Genomic DNA, 18,255 nt, shown 5'->3' with positions numbered 1-18,255 from the left:
CGATTGCAAGCCGATTTAGCGATTTTCCGCACTCAAGCTGATTTCGCCCAACGGAAACCGCACTTTCACCCGTTGCGCTTGGCATTGCACGTCAAAGCGGATCTGATTTTGTGTGATCGGCGTTTCACAGCCCAAGCCCAAACGTTGGCGTGCAAATTGGTTTTGCGCCAGCAACAGCGCCTGATATTGCTGATAAATCTGCAAACCGTCACGCTGTTGTGCCGTCAGCCAACGGGAGACTGCCAACAGGCTGAAACTGAACAACATTAACGTCAGCAGCACCGCCGCCGTGCCCGCACCACGCCGATAGGCAAAACGCATTCGCTTATAACGGGTTAAAATCATGCCAACTGCCCTGCCTATACTGCCATTGTTGATACTCGGCAGCGGTTTTTTCGATCACTTGCGGGGTAAAAACAATCTGATCCTGCCGTTCCAACCGCACTTTACCGTTATGAATGACTGCGCCAAACAGTGTGCCGTCGCCGTTTAAACTGAGATCGCCCTCGGTGATCACCACGCCATAAAAATCCTGTTGCAACTGCCATTCAGCGTTTTCCACCAGCCACAATATGCCACCGCGCTGGTAATCTTCGGCACTTAACGGCAGGGTTAAAAATGTGAATTGTTCCACCTCGGCGTTCAAAAAATCACCTATTTTACTTGCCAATGCCTGTTGCGGCAACTGTTTAAACAGGCTTAGTTGGCGACATAATACAAAGTGCCGCTGCGTTTGCTTATCCGCGCCGGCAAAGGTTAAACGAAAAGTATCACTTTCGGCTCGGTTTATTGCGGCTTGTCGGCAAGCCGAATCGGCGTCAGGCGATAAACTCCGTGCCAACAACGGCTCACGTTGTTGTAAATAACGCATACGTTCGCCCAAATTGGCGCGCTGTAAGCCCAACACATCATGATCGACCAACAGAAACAGCCACAACACCGACGACAGCAACAAAAGCGCCCACAAACTCGCCATGCCCTTTTTCCAAGCTAACATTATTCTCCTGCCAATAAACGGTTGTGCAGTGCAATCACCACCGCACTTTGATATTGAATGTGCGGTTCGCGCTTATAATTGGCTTGAATTTGCACTAACACTCCGCGCCGTTGTGCCAGCCATGAAAAGTGCAAACGGCTGACCTGGTAGATGTCGCTGTCCAAGAGATCCGCCCAACCGCGCGTATCGCAACCGTTTTTTGCCAAGTAAGCATGGCATTGTTCACGCTCACACTGCTGAATTGTGCCGCTTTTGTACATCGCGCGCGTTTCCACCATTTTGCTTTTTAAACGATAACCCAACAGCTCTTTTTGAATGTCCAGCGTTCGATTTTGCCCCGCCACTTGGCACTGTCGACCATGATTGCCGCCGACGCAACCGCTGTGATCCAAATCGTACCAAAACAGTAAACAGCTGTTTGCGCTTTCACGGTTTGCCGCCGTGATCGTGGTTGAGCTGCCGTCTGCGTGGTTAAACAGCGCTAAGTTCGTTTGCTCAATCCGTTGATCGAGGTAAGCAAAACCGCTGCGGCTAATATCTTTTGCCATCAGTTGCAGTACTTTTTGCACCTCCTGCTGTAGTTGCAAACGCAGCAATAATTCGCGGTTAAACACGCTGGCTCGGCTGAAAAAACCGACAATCAACAACAAAAGGAACGAACCGACCGCCGCCGCAATCATCAATTCCAACAGGGTAAAACCCGCTTTATAACGCTTAGCTGTCATTAACACAGGCACTTGCCGCTTGGTCATCTTTCACCCTTAAACTGCCGACATTAAACAAGGAAAAAATCGAGCGGTGTTTGCCTGCCTGCAACACGAAACACGCCGCCGAGAAGGTGTCTCGTACACCGCTCAAGCGACTGATTTCGCTCGGATAGTATTTTTTACTGATAATCTGGGTTTGCGGTGCAAAACTCGCTTGATAAAAATGCGCCTGCACGCGTGCCGGACAACCGGCGGGAATAAAACAATCGCACAGCAGATTATCCTTGCGCTGTACCGTTACGCACCAATTTTTGTGGGTATCGCGGTTGATCAGCAACAACCAAATCTCCTGTGAATTTTCAATCCGCAGCTGCATATGACGCAAAAAGGCGAACAACTTTCTCTGCTCTTTCTGCAACACCTGATAATCCGACAACGCCTGCCATTGCGGACGTGTTGCCGTCGCCAATACGCTCAACACAAACACCGCCAATAACACGTCCAATAAAGTAAACCCGCTACGCATCACGCCTCCTTTTTGGAAGCCAAGTTTAGAAAAACGGCAAAAAATACCAAGTGCGGTCGGATTTTTTTGGAATGGGGATCGCAGAATTGAAAAATAAGAAGAAAAAACCGCACTTTCTCAATGAAACAACAAAATTCATCTCAAAAGTGCGGTTTGCCGGGGTTCGTTAAAGGCTATTCACCTTAGATTTTAACGCCTAATTTTTTCACGGTTTCTTCCGTGGTCCACAGATCGTTAGCGATTAAACGGAAGTTAATCAATGCCGCTAAGTAGCCGTCGCCTTCAGGAATTTTCGGCCCTGCGGTCGCGTCTTTGACCACCGTCACTTCAAAGCCTTGTTCGATCAATTCACGCAAGTGCGATTCGATACACAAGTTTGCCGCCATCCCTGCCAAGATCACTTGATCCACGCCTTGTTTGCGTAATTGCAAGGCAACATCGTTGGTTTCCGGCCCAAAGATTTTGTGCGGGTTGGCGATGATGGTTTTGCCGTCATAGATATACGGTTTGTACTCTTCCATAAAGTCCGCGCCTGAACCTTCGAAACCTTCCATGGTGTATTGTCCTTTACGCGCAAACATACCGCTGTCATGCATGAAGTGTTCGCCCGGGCCACCGAATTTCCAGCTGTGATCGACCGGATAGTAATAGTGCGGCGAAACCACGACCGGGATATCAGCCGCTTTCGCCGCTTTAAACAGGCTTTCGATATTCGGCACGGTGTTGTTACGGGTAATGCTTTCGCCCATCACGCCCCAGCTGATCCCTTTCGGGCTTAAAAAGTCCACTTGCGGATCAACCACAACCAAGGCGACGCGTTTTTTATCCAATTTCATACCGTGACGCGGCATACCGTATTGTTCCGGTTCGGCATATGGGTCAGCGGCTTTCTTTTCACTCGCCGAAGCCGCCGCGCTTAATCCCATTGCGCCCAACGCCGTTGCCGCCATTGCAATTTGTGAACCTCTGCCTAATACTTGGCGACGTGTTGTATCAATTTGCTGTTCTTTATTCTCATTACTCATGGAAATCACTCCTTTTAGTTGACTATTCAAAATTAACATTGAAGAATATTTCATTCATGCCGCTGAAATACCCCTTGTTTGTTGCTTCGGGGTCAGTATAAGAAAAACATCATGCGGCAAGTTGACCGATCGTCCGGATTTTTTAACCGAGGAAACCAATGGATTCTTTAACCGAGTTTTTTGCCCGTTTTAATTTCAGAAGTGACCTTTTTTTTAGCAGCTTACTCTGCCGGATAGGGGAGTTTAACGAACCGAATAAAAGCTATTTGCATATTGTCCACGACGGCGCCTTCGATTTATTATTAAACAACCACCAGCAAAAGCGCATCAACGAACCTTGCGTGATTTTCTGCCCTAACAGCACCTTACACCGCATTAATCCGTTGGATGAAAGTGGAATTACCGTTTCATGTATCAGTTTTGATTTTGGCGAAGGGGTGAAAAATCCGCTGAACCAAGCTTTGGACGAATGTGTGATCATGCCGCTGAATGCTTGCCCCGAATTATTGGCGGTCGGTGACGCGGTTTATCAAGAATATCAAGTCGATAAATTGGGAAAAGCCCTTGCGATTCACCACTTGTGCAGCTATTTTTTGATTCGGATTATCCGCTACGGTTTGGAAAAACGGCAATTAACCACCGGATTTTTAAACGGGTTAAGCGACGCTAAATTGAGTAAACTGCTGACCGCACTTCATCAAAACCCGGCACATCCGTGGCAATTGGAAGAAATGGCGGAACTGGCTGCCATGTCGCGCTCTAATTTTTCCGCTTATTTTAAAAAAGTCATCGGCATTTCCGCCTTGGATTATTTGACCCAGTGGCGCTTGGCATTGGCGCAACGTAAACTGCGCGCCGGTACACCGATTGCAATCGCCGCGGAAGAAGTCGGTTACCAATACGCCAGCGCCTTCACTCGCGTTTTTACGGCTAAAGTCGGGATGTCGCCGCTGAAATGGTTGGCAAAGTACAAGGATAGTCAATGAGAATCAATGTAAAAAAAATCGCCAAGAACCTGCTGTCGCTGGTGCTCACCTTGATTGTGATGAGCGTGATCGTTGATTGGCTGCGCAAACCGCAAGTGCCGAATAATGCGGACAGCACCGCACTTTACGATTTGCAAAACCAGCCGTTCTTTTTAGCGCAACTCAGCCAAGACCGCCCGGCAATTCTCTATTTTTGGGGCACTTGGTGCGGCTATTGCCGCTATACTTCTCCTGCGATTGATTCGCTCGCCAAAGACGGCGTGCCGGTTGCCACTGTTGCCTTGCGTTCCGGCGATAAATCAACGGTGCAAGCCTATCTCGCTGAACACGATTACCAATTTCTGACCGTCAATGATCCGAATGGCGCCATTGCGCAACAATGGCAGGTTGCCGTCACTCCGACGATTATTATTTTTGATCAGGGCAAAATGGAATTTGCCACCAGTGGATTGAGCACTTACTGGGGGCTCAAAGTGCGGTTGTGGTTGGCGGAATGGTTCTAAGCGCGGCATTGACTTACTGATTAAAAAAAGAAGTTGAAGTTTATCGCAAATCCGAGAAGAAAATCTATTCAAAAAAAGAAACCCTTGATATGTTAAGCAGGTAGCCTGTCAGCGGCAGGCTATCAAGGTCGTCAAATGAATTCTCCAAAATAGGCGGGAGGTTTTTATGAGTGGTTTCGGACTGGTTATTCTCTTGATTGCGGGCATTTTGTTTATCGTTATTTCTACCGCAAAATACAAATTACACCCTTTTATTGCGTTATTACTCACGGCGTATGCTATCGCTCTGTTTTCCGGCGTGCCGATTGCCGATACGGTCAAAACCATTACCACCGGCTTCGGCGGTATCTTGGCGTATATCGGGATCGTGATTGTGCTTGGAACCATTATCGGCACGATTTTAGAAAAAACCGGTGCTGCGATTGCAATGGCGGATTTTGTCCTCGGTAAAATCGGCCGCCAACGCCCGGTGTTGGCAATGAGCATTATCGGCTACATTGTTTCCATTCCGGTTTTTTGTGATTCCGGTTTTGTGATTTTATCCTCGCTGAAAAAATCGCTGATTCGCCAAACCGGAAAATCGGCGGTGGCGATGTCGGTTGCCCTGGCAACCGGTTTATACGCCACTCACACCTTAGTGCCGCCGACCCCGGGGCCTATTGCCGCAGCAGGCAACCTACACGTCGGTAACTTAGGTTTAGTGATTTTGTTCGGGCTGGTTATTGCCCTGTTTGCGGTCGGTGCGGGTTATCTCTATGCCGAATGGGCGGGGAAACGTTATCGCTGCGCACAGGATGATCTCCCCAAATTGATAGATGACGAAGAGATTCAAGCGCTGTATAAACAAATTCCGTCAACCTTGAATGCATTCTTGCCGATTATCGTCCCCATCGGATTGATTGCTTTTGCTTCACTCTTAAAACTGCTGTTTGTCGGCGTGGATAATCCGGTATTGAAGTGCTTTTATTTTATCGGCGAACCGGTGACCGCACTGTTGATCGGCTTATTCTTTGCCGCCCGCTTATTACCGGAATGGAGCAAAACCACCTTAACCGATTGGATCGGGCAAGGCGTGAAAGATTCCGGCAGTATTTTGATCATCACCGCAGCCGGGGGCGCTTTAGGCGGGGTATTAAAAGCCAGCGGTATCGGCGATTACCTCGGATCGCTCTTGCAAGGCATGAGTTTAGGTATTCTAGTGCCGTTTATTATTGCCGCCGCCCTAAAAACCGCGCAAGGCTCCTCCACCACCGCACTGGTGGTCACGTCCACCATTATTTATCCGCTACTGCAACCGCTCGGTTTAGACAGCACCATCGGTTCGGTGCTCGCCATTATGGCAATCGGTGCCGGCGCCATGACCGTCTCCCATGCCAATGACAGCTTCTTCTGGGTGGTGGCGGAATTTAGTGAAATGGACGTTGAAACCGCCTATAAATCGCAAACCATGGCAACCTTGGTGCAAGGGATCGTCACGATTATCATCGTCGCCATTCTGGCTTGGATTTTGTTATAACACGCCCCTGACCGCACTTAAAAGTGCGGTCAATTTTCATCACCAAACGGCTAAAAAATCGGACTTAAGCGAGCGATTTACACAAAACCCCGCTGGCGGGCGGGGTTTGGAGCTATAGTTTCAATTTTCGCACGACTTCTTTCGATTTGGCTAAAAATGCCTTGCGTTCTTTCGCCGGTAATCCGGTGTTGCTGCCCGGCAGCTTCACTGTCATCGGATTGACCGGGCGGTCATTGATATGGAATTCATAGTGCAAGTGCGGTCCGGTGGAGCGGCCGGTATTGCCGGAAAGTGCGATCCGTTCGCCGCGTTTCACCTTTTGTCCCGGTTTGACTAGCGTTTTACTCAAGTGCATATACACGGTTTTATAATTGCGCCCATGCCGTAGCACAATATAACGCCCGGCACCGTTCGCCTGATAAGCGACTTTCACCACTTCGCCATCAGATGGGGCGATAATCGGCGTGCCTGTCGGCAAAGCAAAATCGACCCCTCTATGCGGGCTAATCCGTTTAGTGACCGGATGACGGCGTGCCGGATTAAAATGGGATGAAATCTTCGGCTGGCGCGTCAGCGGATAGCGGGCGAAACCACGTCCTAAGGTCTCGCCGTTGACATTAAAATACGCCCCGTTCGCCGCCTGAATCGCATAATAGCTTTTACCGCGGTGTACAATGTGAATCGCATCAACCCGTGCTTGTCCGGTGAGTTTATCGCCCAAATATTCTCTGTCCATTAAAATGGCGAACTTATCCCCTTTGCGCAAGGCTTTAATACTGACTTGCCACTGAAGTGCGGTCGCCAATTGATTAATCTGGCGCGCGGAAATGCCGTGCCGGGTGAGGCTGTTAGATAAGGAACCTTGAATTTGCCCTTTAATCACCTCGCTTTTCCAAACGCTTTTCTTTTTCAACACTTGTTGTGTATAGCTGCCGTTCGCTTGCCGTTCGTAAATCCGCTCTTCTTTATCCGATACCAGCCAGTTCATATATTGCAGCTGATCGTCTTTATTTAAGATCCAGTAAAATTGCTGCCCGGCTTTGAGATTATTCAAGTCCGGATAGGCTTTAATCAATGCCGCGCTGACCGACGGCTCCAAACCGGATTGATCGAGAATATCTTTCAGTTTTTGCCCTTTCACCACCGTTTCACTGAACTGATTGCTGATTCGCCATGCTTGGTCGGCAGCATCCAACAAAATGTCCAGCGCGCTCTGCGCTTCGTCCGGTAAATAATCGGTATCTTGCGCTTCACCGTCTACGACCGAACCCGGTTCGACCTCATCGTCCTCGGCGGTCAATTCGTCATCATAAGAGGTGGCATTCGGATCTTCTTCGTTTGCAGCCGGCGCGCTGTCTGCCGGTTGGGCTTTCGTCTGCTCACTCGAATTAAGCGCTGTTGTCGAGCTTGATTTCGGTTCCGATTCCTGTTCTGTCCCTGCCGATTCCGAAACGCCGGATTCCGTCGTGGTAACCGCCGCCGGAGATTCGGATTGAATGTGTTGATAAGCGCTTTCGGCTTCCGTTTGGCTCGGCAACGACTCCAGCCGCGGATCCGGTGTCACATTGCCGTCTTTAGGCAACAAAAAATACAGCGCCACAGCCCATAACAACACGAATATTGTCAGAAACAATATTTTTCGATTGCGGACACGCCTTTTTCTGTCCCTGGCTAAAATAACACTTTTCACAATAATTAATTCTTAAACATTTCCATCGCCGAAGACGGCGGATAAAGATAAAATAAAGCATGGTTGTGAGACACTGAAAAAGTTCAAAAAGTTCTTGGTTCGCCGTTCATCTGCCGATTAAAACGGCAATCAGAAAAGTTCAAGCGCTTTTTCATGCCTATTGCGGACGTATTGCGGTTGCATATTGTGTGCCTCGGTAAAATCCGCTATTCTGCTACTCTTTATCAGCAGCAAAGGCAACCTTGTGATCGACCGTCAGCAACAACCGCTTATCGAACTACAAAATATCTGTGTCAGCTTCGATTCCAAACCTATTTTGGATAAAATCAATCTACAACTTTATCCCGATTCGGTGACGACCATTGTCGGCCCTAACGGCGGCGGCAAATCGACCCTATTGAAGGTCTTGCTCAAGTTAATCCGCCCGAATAGCGGCACGGTGAAATCCAAAGCCAAGCTACGGATCGGCTATGTACCGCAAAAAATGTATCTCGATCATACCTTGCCGTTGACCGTAGCAAAATTTTTATCCCTTAAACAAGGCGTGCAAGCCGAGCAACTACAACAAATTTTGCAGCAGCTTTCGATTCAACGTCTGGCACAACAAAGCATGCACAAACTCTCCGGCGGTGAAATGCAGCGCGTATTGTTAGCGCGCGCGTTACTCAACCAACCGGAATTATTAGTGTTGGACGAACCGGTGCAAGGCGTCGATATTGCCGGTCAGGCGGAACTGTATCAGCTTATTAACCAAAGTAAAAGCAGAATTCACTGTGCGGTGCTAATGGTATCGCATGATTTGCATTTGGTGATGGCAAACACCGACCAAGTATTGTGCATTAACCAACATTTGTGCTGCGCCGGCACGCCGGAAATAGTATCCGAACATCCTGAATTTATTCAATATTTCGGTGATCAATTTGCACAAAGCTTCGCACTTTACACTCACCGCCATAATCATAAACACAATTTACACGGCGATGTCTGTTGTAGCAATGAAAGCGTTTCTGCCCATTGCCACCACACCCACAATTAGGATATAGCCCATGTTTGAAATTCTCCTGCCCGCTTGGATCTGCGGCATGATTTTATCGTTGCTGACCTCGCCTCTCGGCGCTTTTGTGGTTTGGCGCAAAATGTCCTATTTCGGCGATACCCTGGCGCATGCCTCCCTGTTGGGCGTAGCTTTGGGCTTATTGCTGCAAATCAATCCCTATTTTGCAATTATCGCGATGGTGTTACTGCTCGCTTGCCTATTAGTTTGGTTGGAAAATTACACCACGTTTTCGGCGGATACCCTGCTCGGCATTATTGCACACAGCGCCTTGTCCTTAGGGGTGGTGGCGATTGCGTTAATGGATAATGTGCGGGTTGATCTGATTTCTTACCTGTTTGGCGATATTCTGGCAGTGGACTACCACGATCTGTATTGGATTATCGGCGGGGCGGCAATCGTGTTAGTGGTGCTCATTCGGTTTTGGAAACCGTTACTCGCCACCACAATCAGCGCCGAATTGGCACAAGTCGAAGGCATTAACACCCGCGGAATGCAAATGATCCTAATGCTAATGACGGCTTTGACCATTGCCCTGAGCATGAAATTTGTCGGGGCTTTGATTATCACCTCGTTGTTGATTATTCCGGCGGCTACGGCACGACGCTTTGCCAAAACACCGGAGCAAATGGTTGTCATCGGATATCTGTTTAGCTGCCTTGCCATCAGTTTAGGATTGAGCCTATCCGCACTTTATGACACCCCGGCAGGTCCTTCGGTGGTGCTTGCCGCCTCGGGATTATTTACCCTGTCGTTGTTAAAACGCGAGCAACGGTAATAAAAACCCGTTGATTATTTTCAACGGGTCTTATTTTCTTTATTGACGGCTTACTATTGCTTAGTAAACGCAACATAATCCGCTGCAACTTTTTCTGCTTCACGCAAGAAGAAATCCGGAGCTTCATAATCTTTCGCCAAATCATCCAGATTTTTCAGCGGTTTTTTGCCTTCGGCTTTAAAACGCTCATTTAACGCTTTCAAGCGGCGGGCTTCATCGGTACGGTTTTCATCTTGTCTGTCTTTTAAGTTTAACGACAAGAACTTGCGCTCAGACCGCTCTTTTTGAATTTCCAGCTCTTTTTCCAATGCGATAAATTCGCGCTCTTGTGCAATCCGTTTTTGATGTAACGGAATCAAACGTTCGATATTCGCTTTTTGCGCCGGCATCACCGAGTAATCCGCCGCCGGTATTTTATCCCACGGCAAAGCATTATCTTCACTGCTTTCACCGACTTTATCCACATCGATTAACGACGGGAAAGTAATATCCGGATCAACCCCTTTGATTTGGGTGCTGCCGCCGTTAATACGGTAGAATTTTTGGATGGTGTATTGAATAAAGCCCAATGGCGACTGATCCATATCATACACAAAATTCAGCGGACGGCTCTGCTGTACCGTGCCTTTACCAAAGGTTTGTTGTCCTAAAATAATTGCGCGCTGATAATCCTGCATTGCCGCCGCAAAAATTTCGGAGGCGGAAGCACTGTAGCGATCAATCATCACGAACAGCGGACCTGGATACACCTGCGCACTATCCGGATCCTGATGAATACGAATGCGGTTATAGGCATCACGCACCTGCACAATCGGACCGTCGGAAATAAACAAGCCGCTCAATGACACGGCTTCGGTCAAAGCACCGCCGCCGTTTTCACGCAGATCGATAATCAGCGCTTGGACTTTTTTCTGTTGCGCCTGTGCCAATAACTTACGCACATCGTCGGTCAATCCCAGATAAAAACTTGGAATTTTAATCACGCCGATCTCACTGCCTTCAACCTTATTGACTTCCAGTTTAGCGGCATTGTCTTCGATCCGCACTTTATCGCGTACCAAGCTGATAATTCGGGTTTTTCCGCCTTTCGCCGGTTCGATTTCCAAGCGCACGGTCGAACCTTTCTTGCCTTTGATTTTGTCTACCACATCATCTAAACGCCAGCCGACAATATCTTCGATTTCGCCTTTTTCGCCTTGTCCGACCCCGACGATTTTATCGCCTGCCGCCAGTTTTTTGCTGCGCTCCGCCGGTGCGCCCGGCACCAAGGAACGGATAACGGTTTCGTCATCTTCCGATTGCAAGGTGGCACCGATTCCCTCAAGCGACAAATTCATATCTTCGGTAAAACTTTTGGCATTGCGCGGCGACAAATAACTGGTGTGCGGATCAATTTCACGGGCGAACGCATTCAAGAACAGCTGGGAAATATCGTCCGCTTTGGTTTGGTTCAGACGCAAAATCGCCAAATTATAGCGTTTGCTCAGTTTTTTCTTAATATCCGGCCATTTGCTGTTTTTCAAACGCTCGCTGATCACATCGTTTTTAAAGCGTTGTAACCAAAGTTTGTCTAACTCGGCAGTATCTTTCGGCCAAGTCGTCATTTTGGACCGGTCGATCTCAATTTGATCATTACCATTCAAATCCGGCTGTTTATCCAGTAGCGATAACAGATAAACATAACGTTCATAACGGCGTTTGGTCATCAATTCATAGGCTTTGAACGCCAATTTCAGCTCACCGGCATACAGGCTTTGCTGTAAGTCCTTGTCCGCCTCGGCGCGCAGGGTATCGACATCGCTTTGTAAAAAGGTGTTATGGTTATAATCGAGGAAATTCAGATAACGGGTAAACATTTTGTCTAAAAACGCCTGATCAATCGCAAATTTACTGTAATGCGATTGAGTTAAGCGTGCAGTGACGCGTTTGACCGCGGTTGACTGGGTTTCTCCCGGTTGCGGCAATTGAATATCTTCATATTTCAAATTCGCTTTCACCGCTTGAACCGGTTGTGCCGTCAATGTTAAGGAAGCAAACAACACGGCAAACAAACCATATTGTAATTTTTTTATCTTCATCCTCAATTCCTAAAAGAAACGTTTAGTAGTTAGCCGAAGCCCGAAATAAATAAAACACCGCACTTTGCTCAAGCGCGATGTTTATGTGATTAGCCGACAAATACGAATAAGCTATTCTGCATGGTATAAGTGTTCAAATGCCACATTCAAGGTCATGCCGCTTTGCAGCTGCACTCTGACAGAATCTTTCATCACCTCGATCACGGTTGCCGAGTTGGCTTTTTCCGCCAGTTTTACCTTCACCGCTTGCCCTTTTTGCAACCCTTCGACACTGATCGGCGTCAATTTCAATTCGGGTTTACGCACTTTGTTGCTATCACCGGTAGTTTTTTCGTGCTTCACATGGACTTTAGCCGGACGGCGTTGCGCCTTTTTAGCTGCCGTTTTTTTGCTCGCATTTTCCGTTTTATCGTTTTTATCCGCCTGTTTGGCTTTTAACGCCGCACGCATTTGCGCTTTGCGTTCCGCAACTTTGGCTTTCGCTTGCTGTAATTGTTCGGCGGCATGATCGGCATGTTCTTGTTCTAATACGCCGCTTGCATTACCGTCCAAATCGACCCGCACCGCACCTAACTTGCAGCCGTGCAGATAACGCCAGTTAGAGGTATATTGACGCAACGCTTGACGCAGCTGGGTTTTGCTGACCCGTTCATCACCTTCAAGTGCGGTTGCCAAATCTTGAAAAATACCGATTTTTAGCGGTTTGGCTTCCCCTTCCAAACTAAAACAAAGCGGAAATTTTTCTGCAAGATAAGCAATCACTTCTTTGCTGTTGCCTAATTTTTGTAACTCAGGCTGTTGTTGTACTGGTTGTTGTTCCAACTGTTGTTCTACTTGTTGTTCTGACATGAAATTATTACTTCCTGAATCGTATTATCAAATTTTTGCCGAGCCGATATGCGCGGCAAGAAACTAAGTCGATAGGGGCATAGTCTAGCTTAATTTTTGATTGCTTGACAACATTTAATCATGTGATTTGGCATAACAACCCGTTGTTTTCTCGAATTTACACCGTTTTTCCTTTCCGGCACGGCTATAGTCATCAATTCCGCTTTATATTATAATTGACCATTAACACAATTTTTACAGGAACGGTTATTATTAAAATCTTATCCCGAGTCAGCCAACAGCATTTACTGCGCTGTGACGAATGCGATACGCTGGTCAGCGTGCCGCGTTTACATTCACGGCAGGTTGCCTGTTGCCCGCAATGCGGCGCCGAATTACGCTCCGGCAATCGCTGGAGTTTGCGTCGTTGTGCAATCATTGCACTCTCGATTCTGATTTTAATGCCGTTTGCATTCACCTTTCCGCTGCTCAGCATCGAATTGCTCGGCGTGCCGGTTTATGCCTCGGTGTGGGAAGGCGCATGGAAAATCGCCACTAACAATGATATTTACACCGCCTTTATGGTGTTGCTGTGCGCGATTATCATGCCGCTCTGTTTTGCCAGTTTGGTGCTGTTTTTATGGATCGCCAAACGCTTTCGGCATCGTCCGCGTAATCTGCTGTTAATGCTGGGTTATATCAAACCTTGGGTGATGTTGGATGTCTATCTGGTCAGCTTGGGTGTCGCCGCGTTTAAAGTGCGCGAATACGCCACGCTGACGATTGATATTTATTTTTTGGCTTTCGTGTTTACCGCACTTTTAACCACGTTGTTGTTTATCAAGATTAATCCGCTTGCCTTATGGAACGAATTTTATCCGCAATTCGGCTATCCGACCAAGAACGAAGAGGAAAAAACGACACTCAAACATTGCCACCAATGTAACTACACCTTTGCCGAAGCGCATGGTACGCGCGACAGCAAAGGGCGGCTGTATTGTCCGCGCTGCGAATCGCTGTTGGATATTGATGACAATGCCAAATTACAGCGCACTTGGGCGGCGTTGATTGCCGGCATTATTATGCTGATTCCGGCAAATTTGCTGCCGATTTCTTATGTTTACCTTAACGGCGTACCGAGTGGCGACACCCTGATTTCCGGGGTCATCACGTTCGTCGGCATGGGCAGCTATTTCGTGGCTTTCGTGGTGTTTACCGCCAGTATTTTTGTGCCGTTCAGCAAAATTTTCGCTATGATTTATCTATTAATCAGCGTACAACGCAAAAAAATCGGCAATATTCATAAAAAAATGAAGTTGCTGCATTTGGTGCATTTTGTTGGACGTTGGTCAATGTTGGACTTGTTCGTGCTCTCACTGATGATGTCGTTGGTGACACGCGGACAATTGATTAATTTTTCAGTCGGCCCCGCCGCCTTTTATTTCGGCGCCGCCGTTTTTCTTACCATGATTGCCGCCGAGCAATTTGACAGCCGTTTACTTTGGAAATTATATGACAAGCAACACGCCAAATAATCCGCCCGCAGCCGGATTTAAGCCGGAAAAAGTACACAATGCCACGCTGAAACGTTTAAAAAGTATCTCGCCGTTCTGGTTACTGCCGATTGTCGCCCTGATTATCGGTTTGACCCTGTTTGCCAAAATTTTGGACGAACAAGGCGAAAGCATTACCATTTATTTCACCAATGGTGCGGGAATTAGTGCCGATAAAACGCCGGTGCGCTATCAAGGGCTGCAAATCGGGGTGGTCAGAAAGGTTCAATTTACCGAAGATCTGAAACAGATCCGCGTCACCGCCAGCATTAATCCGGAAGCGAAAGCCGTATTACGCGAGAACACCAAATTCTGGTTGGTGCAGCCGAGCGCCTCGCTTGCCGGGATTTCCGGTTTGGATGCGTTGGTTTCCGGCAACTATATCACCCTTGCGCCGGGCGACGGCGACAGTGCCGATGAATTTGTCGCCGAATCGGAAGGTCCGATGGCGCAAATGGACGAAGGTGATATTTTAGTCCATCTGTTAGCCGATAATTTAGGCTCGATTTCGGCAGGCGCGTCCGTCACTTATCGTAAAATTCCGGTCGGTTCGATTTCCGATTACCGTTTTAAAGAAGCGCTTCAAAAAGTGGAAATTGATGTGGTGATCCAAAAATCCTACGCCCATTTAGTCAAAAAGGATTCCCGCTTTTGGAACAGCAGCGGCTTGCAAACCGACATCAGTCTGAGCGGGATTTCCGTCGATATGGACAGCTTGACCTCGTTGGTGATCGGTGGCGTTTCCTTTGACTCGCCGGACGACAGCCCAAGTGCGGTCAGCGGCGAAAGTTATATGCTGTTTAAAGACGAGAAATCGGCACAGCGCGGGATTGAAGTCGATATTACCCTGCCGAATATCCGCGGTTTAAAAGTCAATACCACGCCGCTCTATTATCAAGGTTTCAAAATCGGCACGCTGTCGGCACTCAATGTCAATCTTGAGGGCGAAATCAACAATACCGTGCAAGGCAAATTATTAGTCAATGACAATATGCGCAATCTGTTGCGCAGCGGCAGTAAGATCACCATTAACGAAAACAGTTTGGCGACAGATGACCTGAGCAATTTGGAAAAACTGCTGGCAGGTCCTTTCTTCACCCTTGTCGCCGGCAGTGGCGATCCACAAACCGAATTTACTGTACTGACCCAATCGGAATTATTGCTAAGTCTGCCCGATACCCTCGTGCTCCAGCTATCTGCGCCGGAAACCTATAATGTCAATGTCGGACAAGGGATTTTTTATAACGGCATTCGTATCGGTGAAATCGCACAACGGCAGGTTTCGGTGGACGGGGTCGAATTCAAAATTGCGATTGCCGGCGAATATCGCCATCTGATTTATGCCAATACCAAATTTGTCGCCGCTGCTAATTTAAATGTCAATATCGGCGTGGACGGGATTCAGTTTGAAGCCGCCGCCCCGGAACGCTGGCTGCAAGGCGGAATTCGGGTCGCCGTCAACCGCCAAGGCGAAGGCAAACCGCTGTCCGCTTATCCGCTGTATAAGGATCTGAGCAATGCCGCCGCCGGGATCACCGGAGACAACCTGCAACCGAATATCACCCTCAGTTCCGCCGCCTTGCCGGGAATCGAAAGCGGCTCGCTGGTGCTGTATAAACAATATCCGGTCGGACAAATCATCGCCGTGCGCCCGACCGATAAAGATTTTCAGATTGATGTGTTTATTAACAATCAATATCGTAATTTATTGACTGCGCGCAGTAAATTCTGGAGCGAGAGTGCGGCGCAGGTTGACATCAGCCCGAAAGGCGTGACCATTCAAGCCGCACCGGTCATGCGCACCTTAAAAGGCGCGATCAGCTTTGAAAATTTTGGTGCGGCGTCAAACAGCAAGCAACTCTACAGCTCGGAAATTGCAGCGCGCTCGGCGGGCAATGAAATTATTCTAACCTCAACCGACGCACGCGATCTGAGCAAAGGCATGCCGATTCGCTATATGGGCGTGACTATCGGTGAAGTGGTGTCGATCGATCTCGATCAGAAAAATAACCGTATCCGCAGCAAGGCATTAATCCAACCGAATTACTATGCGCTGATCAGCAAAAAAGGCAGCCGCTTTAAACTGATTTCGCCGCGCATTTCCGCCGGTGCGATCGATAATATCGACAGCTTATTGCAGCCATATATTGACGTAGAGGTCGGCAAAGGCGAAACCAGCAAGACCTTCCGCCTGATTAAAGAAATGAGCAATGCCACCAAATTTGCCAACGGTATGCCGCTGATTTTGGAAACCTCCAGCGCCTTCAATTTAAGTGAAGATTCACCGGTGCAATACCGCGGGGTAGAAGTGGGCTTAGTGCAAAAAATCCGGTTGAACGAACTGGGTGATCGGGTGTTGGTCGATATTATTATCAGTGATAAATATAAGCATTTGGTGCGGCAAAATTCGCAATTTTGGATCACCTCCGGTTACAGTTTCGGTTTTGGTTTGCAAGGGTTTGAATTCGAAACCGGCAGCGTGCAGCAATTCCTGAAAGGCGGTATCACCTTCGGCACGCCGTCCGGTACGGTAGTGCAACCTGCCGCCAAAGCCAAACAACGTTTCCTGTTGCAACAACAATTGCCGCCGGATTCTAAATTCTGGAATCAGGGCGCGTATTAGATTATTGATAAAAGTTACCGGTATAGTAGGGGCGGATTAGATATCCGCCCGAGATTGTTGACAAACTGACTTCTCCCTCCGCGTGCGGAGGGAGTACCATTTTTCGCAAGAAAAATGGAGAGGGAGGGGGAATATGAAAATGCAACATATTCATTTTTAACATTCTTTATGCCTCCCTCCGTCCTTCGGACACCTCCCTCCGTATACGGAGGGAGAGAAATATATAATCCGCCCTTACTTTTTTACGCTTTTAAACCCTTAATCATCTCTCCGCCGGATAAATCGCCCCGAGCGAGACCGCACTTTGCGCCCCGGTGACGCTCGGCAGATTGCCTGCCAAATTGTGCATGCGTTGATAAGCAAGCCAAGCAAATGCCGCAGCTTCGACATCGTCGACATTTAAGCCAACTTCCGTGGTCGTCAACACCTGCCAATCGGTTAAAAGTGCGGTTAAGCGCTGTATGATTAACGGATTTCTTGCACCGCCGCCACACACCAGTAAGCGGCACGGCAAGCCTGCTTGTGCCGCGATCGGCAGTAATTGCCGTACGATACTTTGCACGGTCAATTCAAGCAAGGTCGCTTGCACATCTTCGGCGGCAATGGCGGGTAACGCTTGCATTTTTTGTTGCAGCCAAGCCAAATTAAATAACTCGCGTCCGGTGCTTTTCGGCGGCGGCAAACTGAAAAACGGTTCGTCTAACAAACTCTCCAGCAGTGCCTGATCGACCTGACCGCACTTTGCCCATGCGCCGTCTTTGTCGTAGCGCTTGCCTAGATGGCGTTCAATCCACACATCCAATAACGCATTACCCGGCCCGGTATCGTAGCCAATCACCGTTTGTCCCGGCACTAACACGGAAATATTGCTGATCCCACCGATATTCAACACCACATTAATCCGATCCGTTTCACTGAAGATCGCCTGATGAAATGCCGGCACTAACGGCGCGCCCTGTCCGCCGAATGCCATATCTTTGCGCCGGAAATCCGCCACCACGCTAATGCCGGTTTTTGCCGCCAATAAATTAGCGTCGCCGATTTGCATGGTAAACGGATACTCACTGTCCGGCGAATGCCAAATGGTTTGCCCGTGGCAACCGATCGCCTGAATCTGATCGGCGGCTAATTGCTGTTCCGCCACAAACCGATTGACTACTTCGGCATACAATAACGCCAAACGATGATCCAATTCGCCAAGTTGTTGCAAGCTGGTTTGTCCGCTGCTGAACAACGCCGACAGCCGGTTGCGTAATTCCTCGGGCATTGGCATAAAATCGGCGGCAAGCAAGTGCGGTGTATCCGGTTGCTGAAAATCAACCAACGCCAAATCCACCCCGTCCAAACTGGTGCCGGACATCAGTCCGATATAATATTGCGGCTGCATGGTC

The 18,255-nt window shown here is 48.4% G+C and carries 16 protein-coding genes; 7 read left to right on the top strand and 9 right to left on the bottom strand.

The genetic code is table 11. The features are described from left to right. Positions 1-15 precede the first annotated feature (15 nt). From ACWA50_RS07760 to ACWA50_RS07740, 5 genes are all read right to left on the bottom strand, one after another. Positions 16-345: a DUF5374 domain-containing protein gene (locus ACWA50_RS07760; protein ID WP_431051332.1), complete on the bottom strand. Its 330-nt coding sequence runs from the start codon at positions 343-345 to the stop codon at positions 16-18. Continuing rightward, a complete protein-coding gene (locus tag ACWA50_RS07755; protein WP_431051330.1) occupies positions 326-997 on the bottom strand; it encodes a DUF2572 family protein in 672 nt (223 codons plus the stop codon). Before ACWA50_RS07755 ends, ACWA50_RS07760 begins: the two co-directional genes overlap by 20 nt. Continuing rightward, entirely contained in the window at positions 997-1,749 is a 753-nt protein-coding gene (locus ACWA50_RS07750; RefSeq protein ID WP_431051328.1) for a prepilin-type N-terminal cleavage/methylation domain-containing protein, read from the bottom strand. Before ACWA50_RS07750 ends, ACWA50_RS07755 begins: the two co-directional genes overlap by 1 nt. Beyond that, positions 1,712-2,230, bottom strand: coding sequence for a type II secretion system protein (locus ACWA50_RS07745; RefSeq protein WP_431051326.1), 519 nt, complete (start codon positions 2,228-2,230; stop codon positions 1,712-1,714). The genes ACWA50_RS07750 and ACWA50_RS07745 overlap by 38 nt, the downstream gene beginning before the upstream one ends. 182 nt (positions 2,231-2,412) lie before the next feature. Continuing rightward, the gene (locus ACWA50_RS07740) at positions 2,413-3,255 is read right to left on the bottom strand and encodes a cysteine hydrolase (protein WP_431051324.1); all 843 of its coding nucleotides are present in this window, start codon (positions 3,253-3,255) and stop codon (positions 2,413-2,415) included. Positions 3,256-3,413: 158 nt separating this feature from the next. On the opposite strand from ACWA50_RS07740, the gene ACWA50_RS07735 reads away from it, so the two are divergent. From ACWA50_RS07735 to ACWA50_RS07725, 3 genes are all read left to right on the top strand, one after another. Then, positions 3,414-4,241, top strand: coding sequence for a helix-turn-helix domain-containing protein (locus tag ACWA50_RS07735; protein ID WP_431051322.1), 828 nt, complete (start codon positions 3,414-3,416; stop codon positions 4,239-4,241). Positions 4,242-4,243: 2 nt separating this feature from the next. Next, a complete protein-coding gene (locus ACWA50_RS07730; protein ID WP_431054319.1) occupies positions 4,244-4,744 on the top strand; it encodes a protein disulfide oxidoreductase in 501 nt (166 codons plus the stop codon). 166 nt (positions 4,745-4,910) lie between these two features. Continuing rightward, positions 4,911-6,260 (top strand): GntP family permease, encoded by a 1,350-nt coding sequence (locus ACWA50_RS07725; RefSeq protein ID WP_431051320.1) that lies wholly within the window; start codon positions 4,911-4,913, stop codon positions 6,258-6,260. 112 nt (positions 6,261-6,372) lie between these two features. On the opposite strand, the gene mepM is transcribed toward ACWA50_RS07725, so the two are convergent. Further along, positions 6,373-7,950 (bottom strand): murein DD-endopeptidase MepM, encoded by a 1,578-nt coding sequence (mepM, locus tag ACWA50_RS07720; protein ID WP_431051318.1) that lies wholly within the window; start codon positions 7,948-7,950, stop codon positions 6,373-6,375. 247 nt (positions 7,951-8,197) lie between these two features. On the opposite strand from mepM, the gene znuC reads away from it, so the two are divergent. Further along, positions 8,198-8,986 carry a zinc ABC transporter ATP-binding protein ZnuC gene (znuC, locus tag ACWA50_RS07715; RefSeq protein WP_431054318.1) on the top strand — a complete coding sequence of 263 codons (789 nt, stop codon included), beginning with the start codon at positions 8,198-8,200 and terminating at the stop codon, positions 8,984-8,986. Between the two features lie 10 nt (positions 8,987-8,996). Further along, positions 8,997-9,782 (top strand): zinc ABC transporter permease subunit ZnuB, encoded by a 786-nt coding sequence (gene znuB, locus ACWA50_RS07710; RefSeq protein WP_431051316.1) that lies wholly within the window; start codon positions 8,997-8,999, stop codon positions 9,780-9,782. Positions 9,783-9,835: 53 nt separating this feature from the next. Here the strand turns inward: znuB and prc are convergent, their stop codons facing one another. Together prc and proQ are read right to left on the bottom strand one after the other, a co-directional pair. Next, positions 9,836-11,860, bottom strand: a complete 2,025-nt coding sequence (gene prc / locus ACWA50_RS07705) for a carboxy terminal-processing peptidase (RefSeq protein WP_431051314.1) — start codon at positions 11,858-11,860, stop codon at positions 9,836-9,838. Positions 11,861-11,971: 111 nt separating this feature from the next. After that, a complete protein-coding gene (gene proQ, locus ACWA50_RS07700; RefSeq protein WP_431051312.1) occupies positions 11,972-12,709 on the bottom strand; it encodes an RNA chaperone ProQ in 738 nt (245 codons plus the stop codon). Between the two features lie 248 nt (positions 12,710-12,957). Here proQ and ACWA50_RS07695 point away from each other — a divergent pair, with 248 nt between their 5' ends. Both ACWA50_RS07695 and ACWA50_RS07690 read left to right on the top strand, forming a co-directional pair. Next, positions 12,958-14,223: a PqiA/YebS family transporter subunit gene (locus ACWA50_RS07695; RefSeq protein WP_431054317.1), complete on the top strand. Its 1,266-nt coding sequence runs from the start codon at positions 12,958-12,960 to the stop codon at positions 14,221-14,223. Beyond that, the gene (locus tag ACWA50_RS07690) at positions 14,201-16,864 is read left to right on the top strand and encodes a PqiB family protein (protein WP_431051311.1); all 2,664 of its coding nucleotides are present in this window, start codon (positions 14,201-14,203) and stop codon (positions 16,862-16,864) included. Before ACWA50_RS07695 ends, ACWA50_RS07690 begins: the two co-directional genes overlap by 23 nt. 262 nt (positions 16,865-17,126) lie before the next feature. On the opposite strand, the gene ACWA50_RS07685 is transcribed toward ACWA50_RS07690, so the two are convergent. Then, complete coding sequence (locus ACWA50_RS07685) at positions 17,127-18,251, bottom strand: anhydro-N-acetylmuramic acid kinase (RefSeq protein WP_431051309.1); 1,125 nt, start codon at positions 18,249-18,251, stop codon at positions 17,127-17,129. Between the last annotated feature and the right edge of the window lie 4 nt (positions 18,252-18,255).

The organism is Testudinibacter sp. P17/SS/0325 (assembly GCF_053570765.1).
This window is presented reverse-complemented; position numbering and strand designations above follow the sequence as displayed.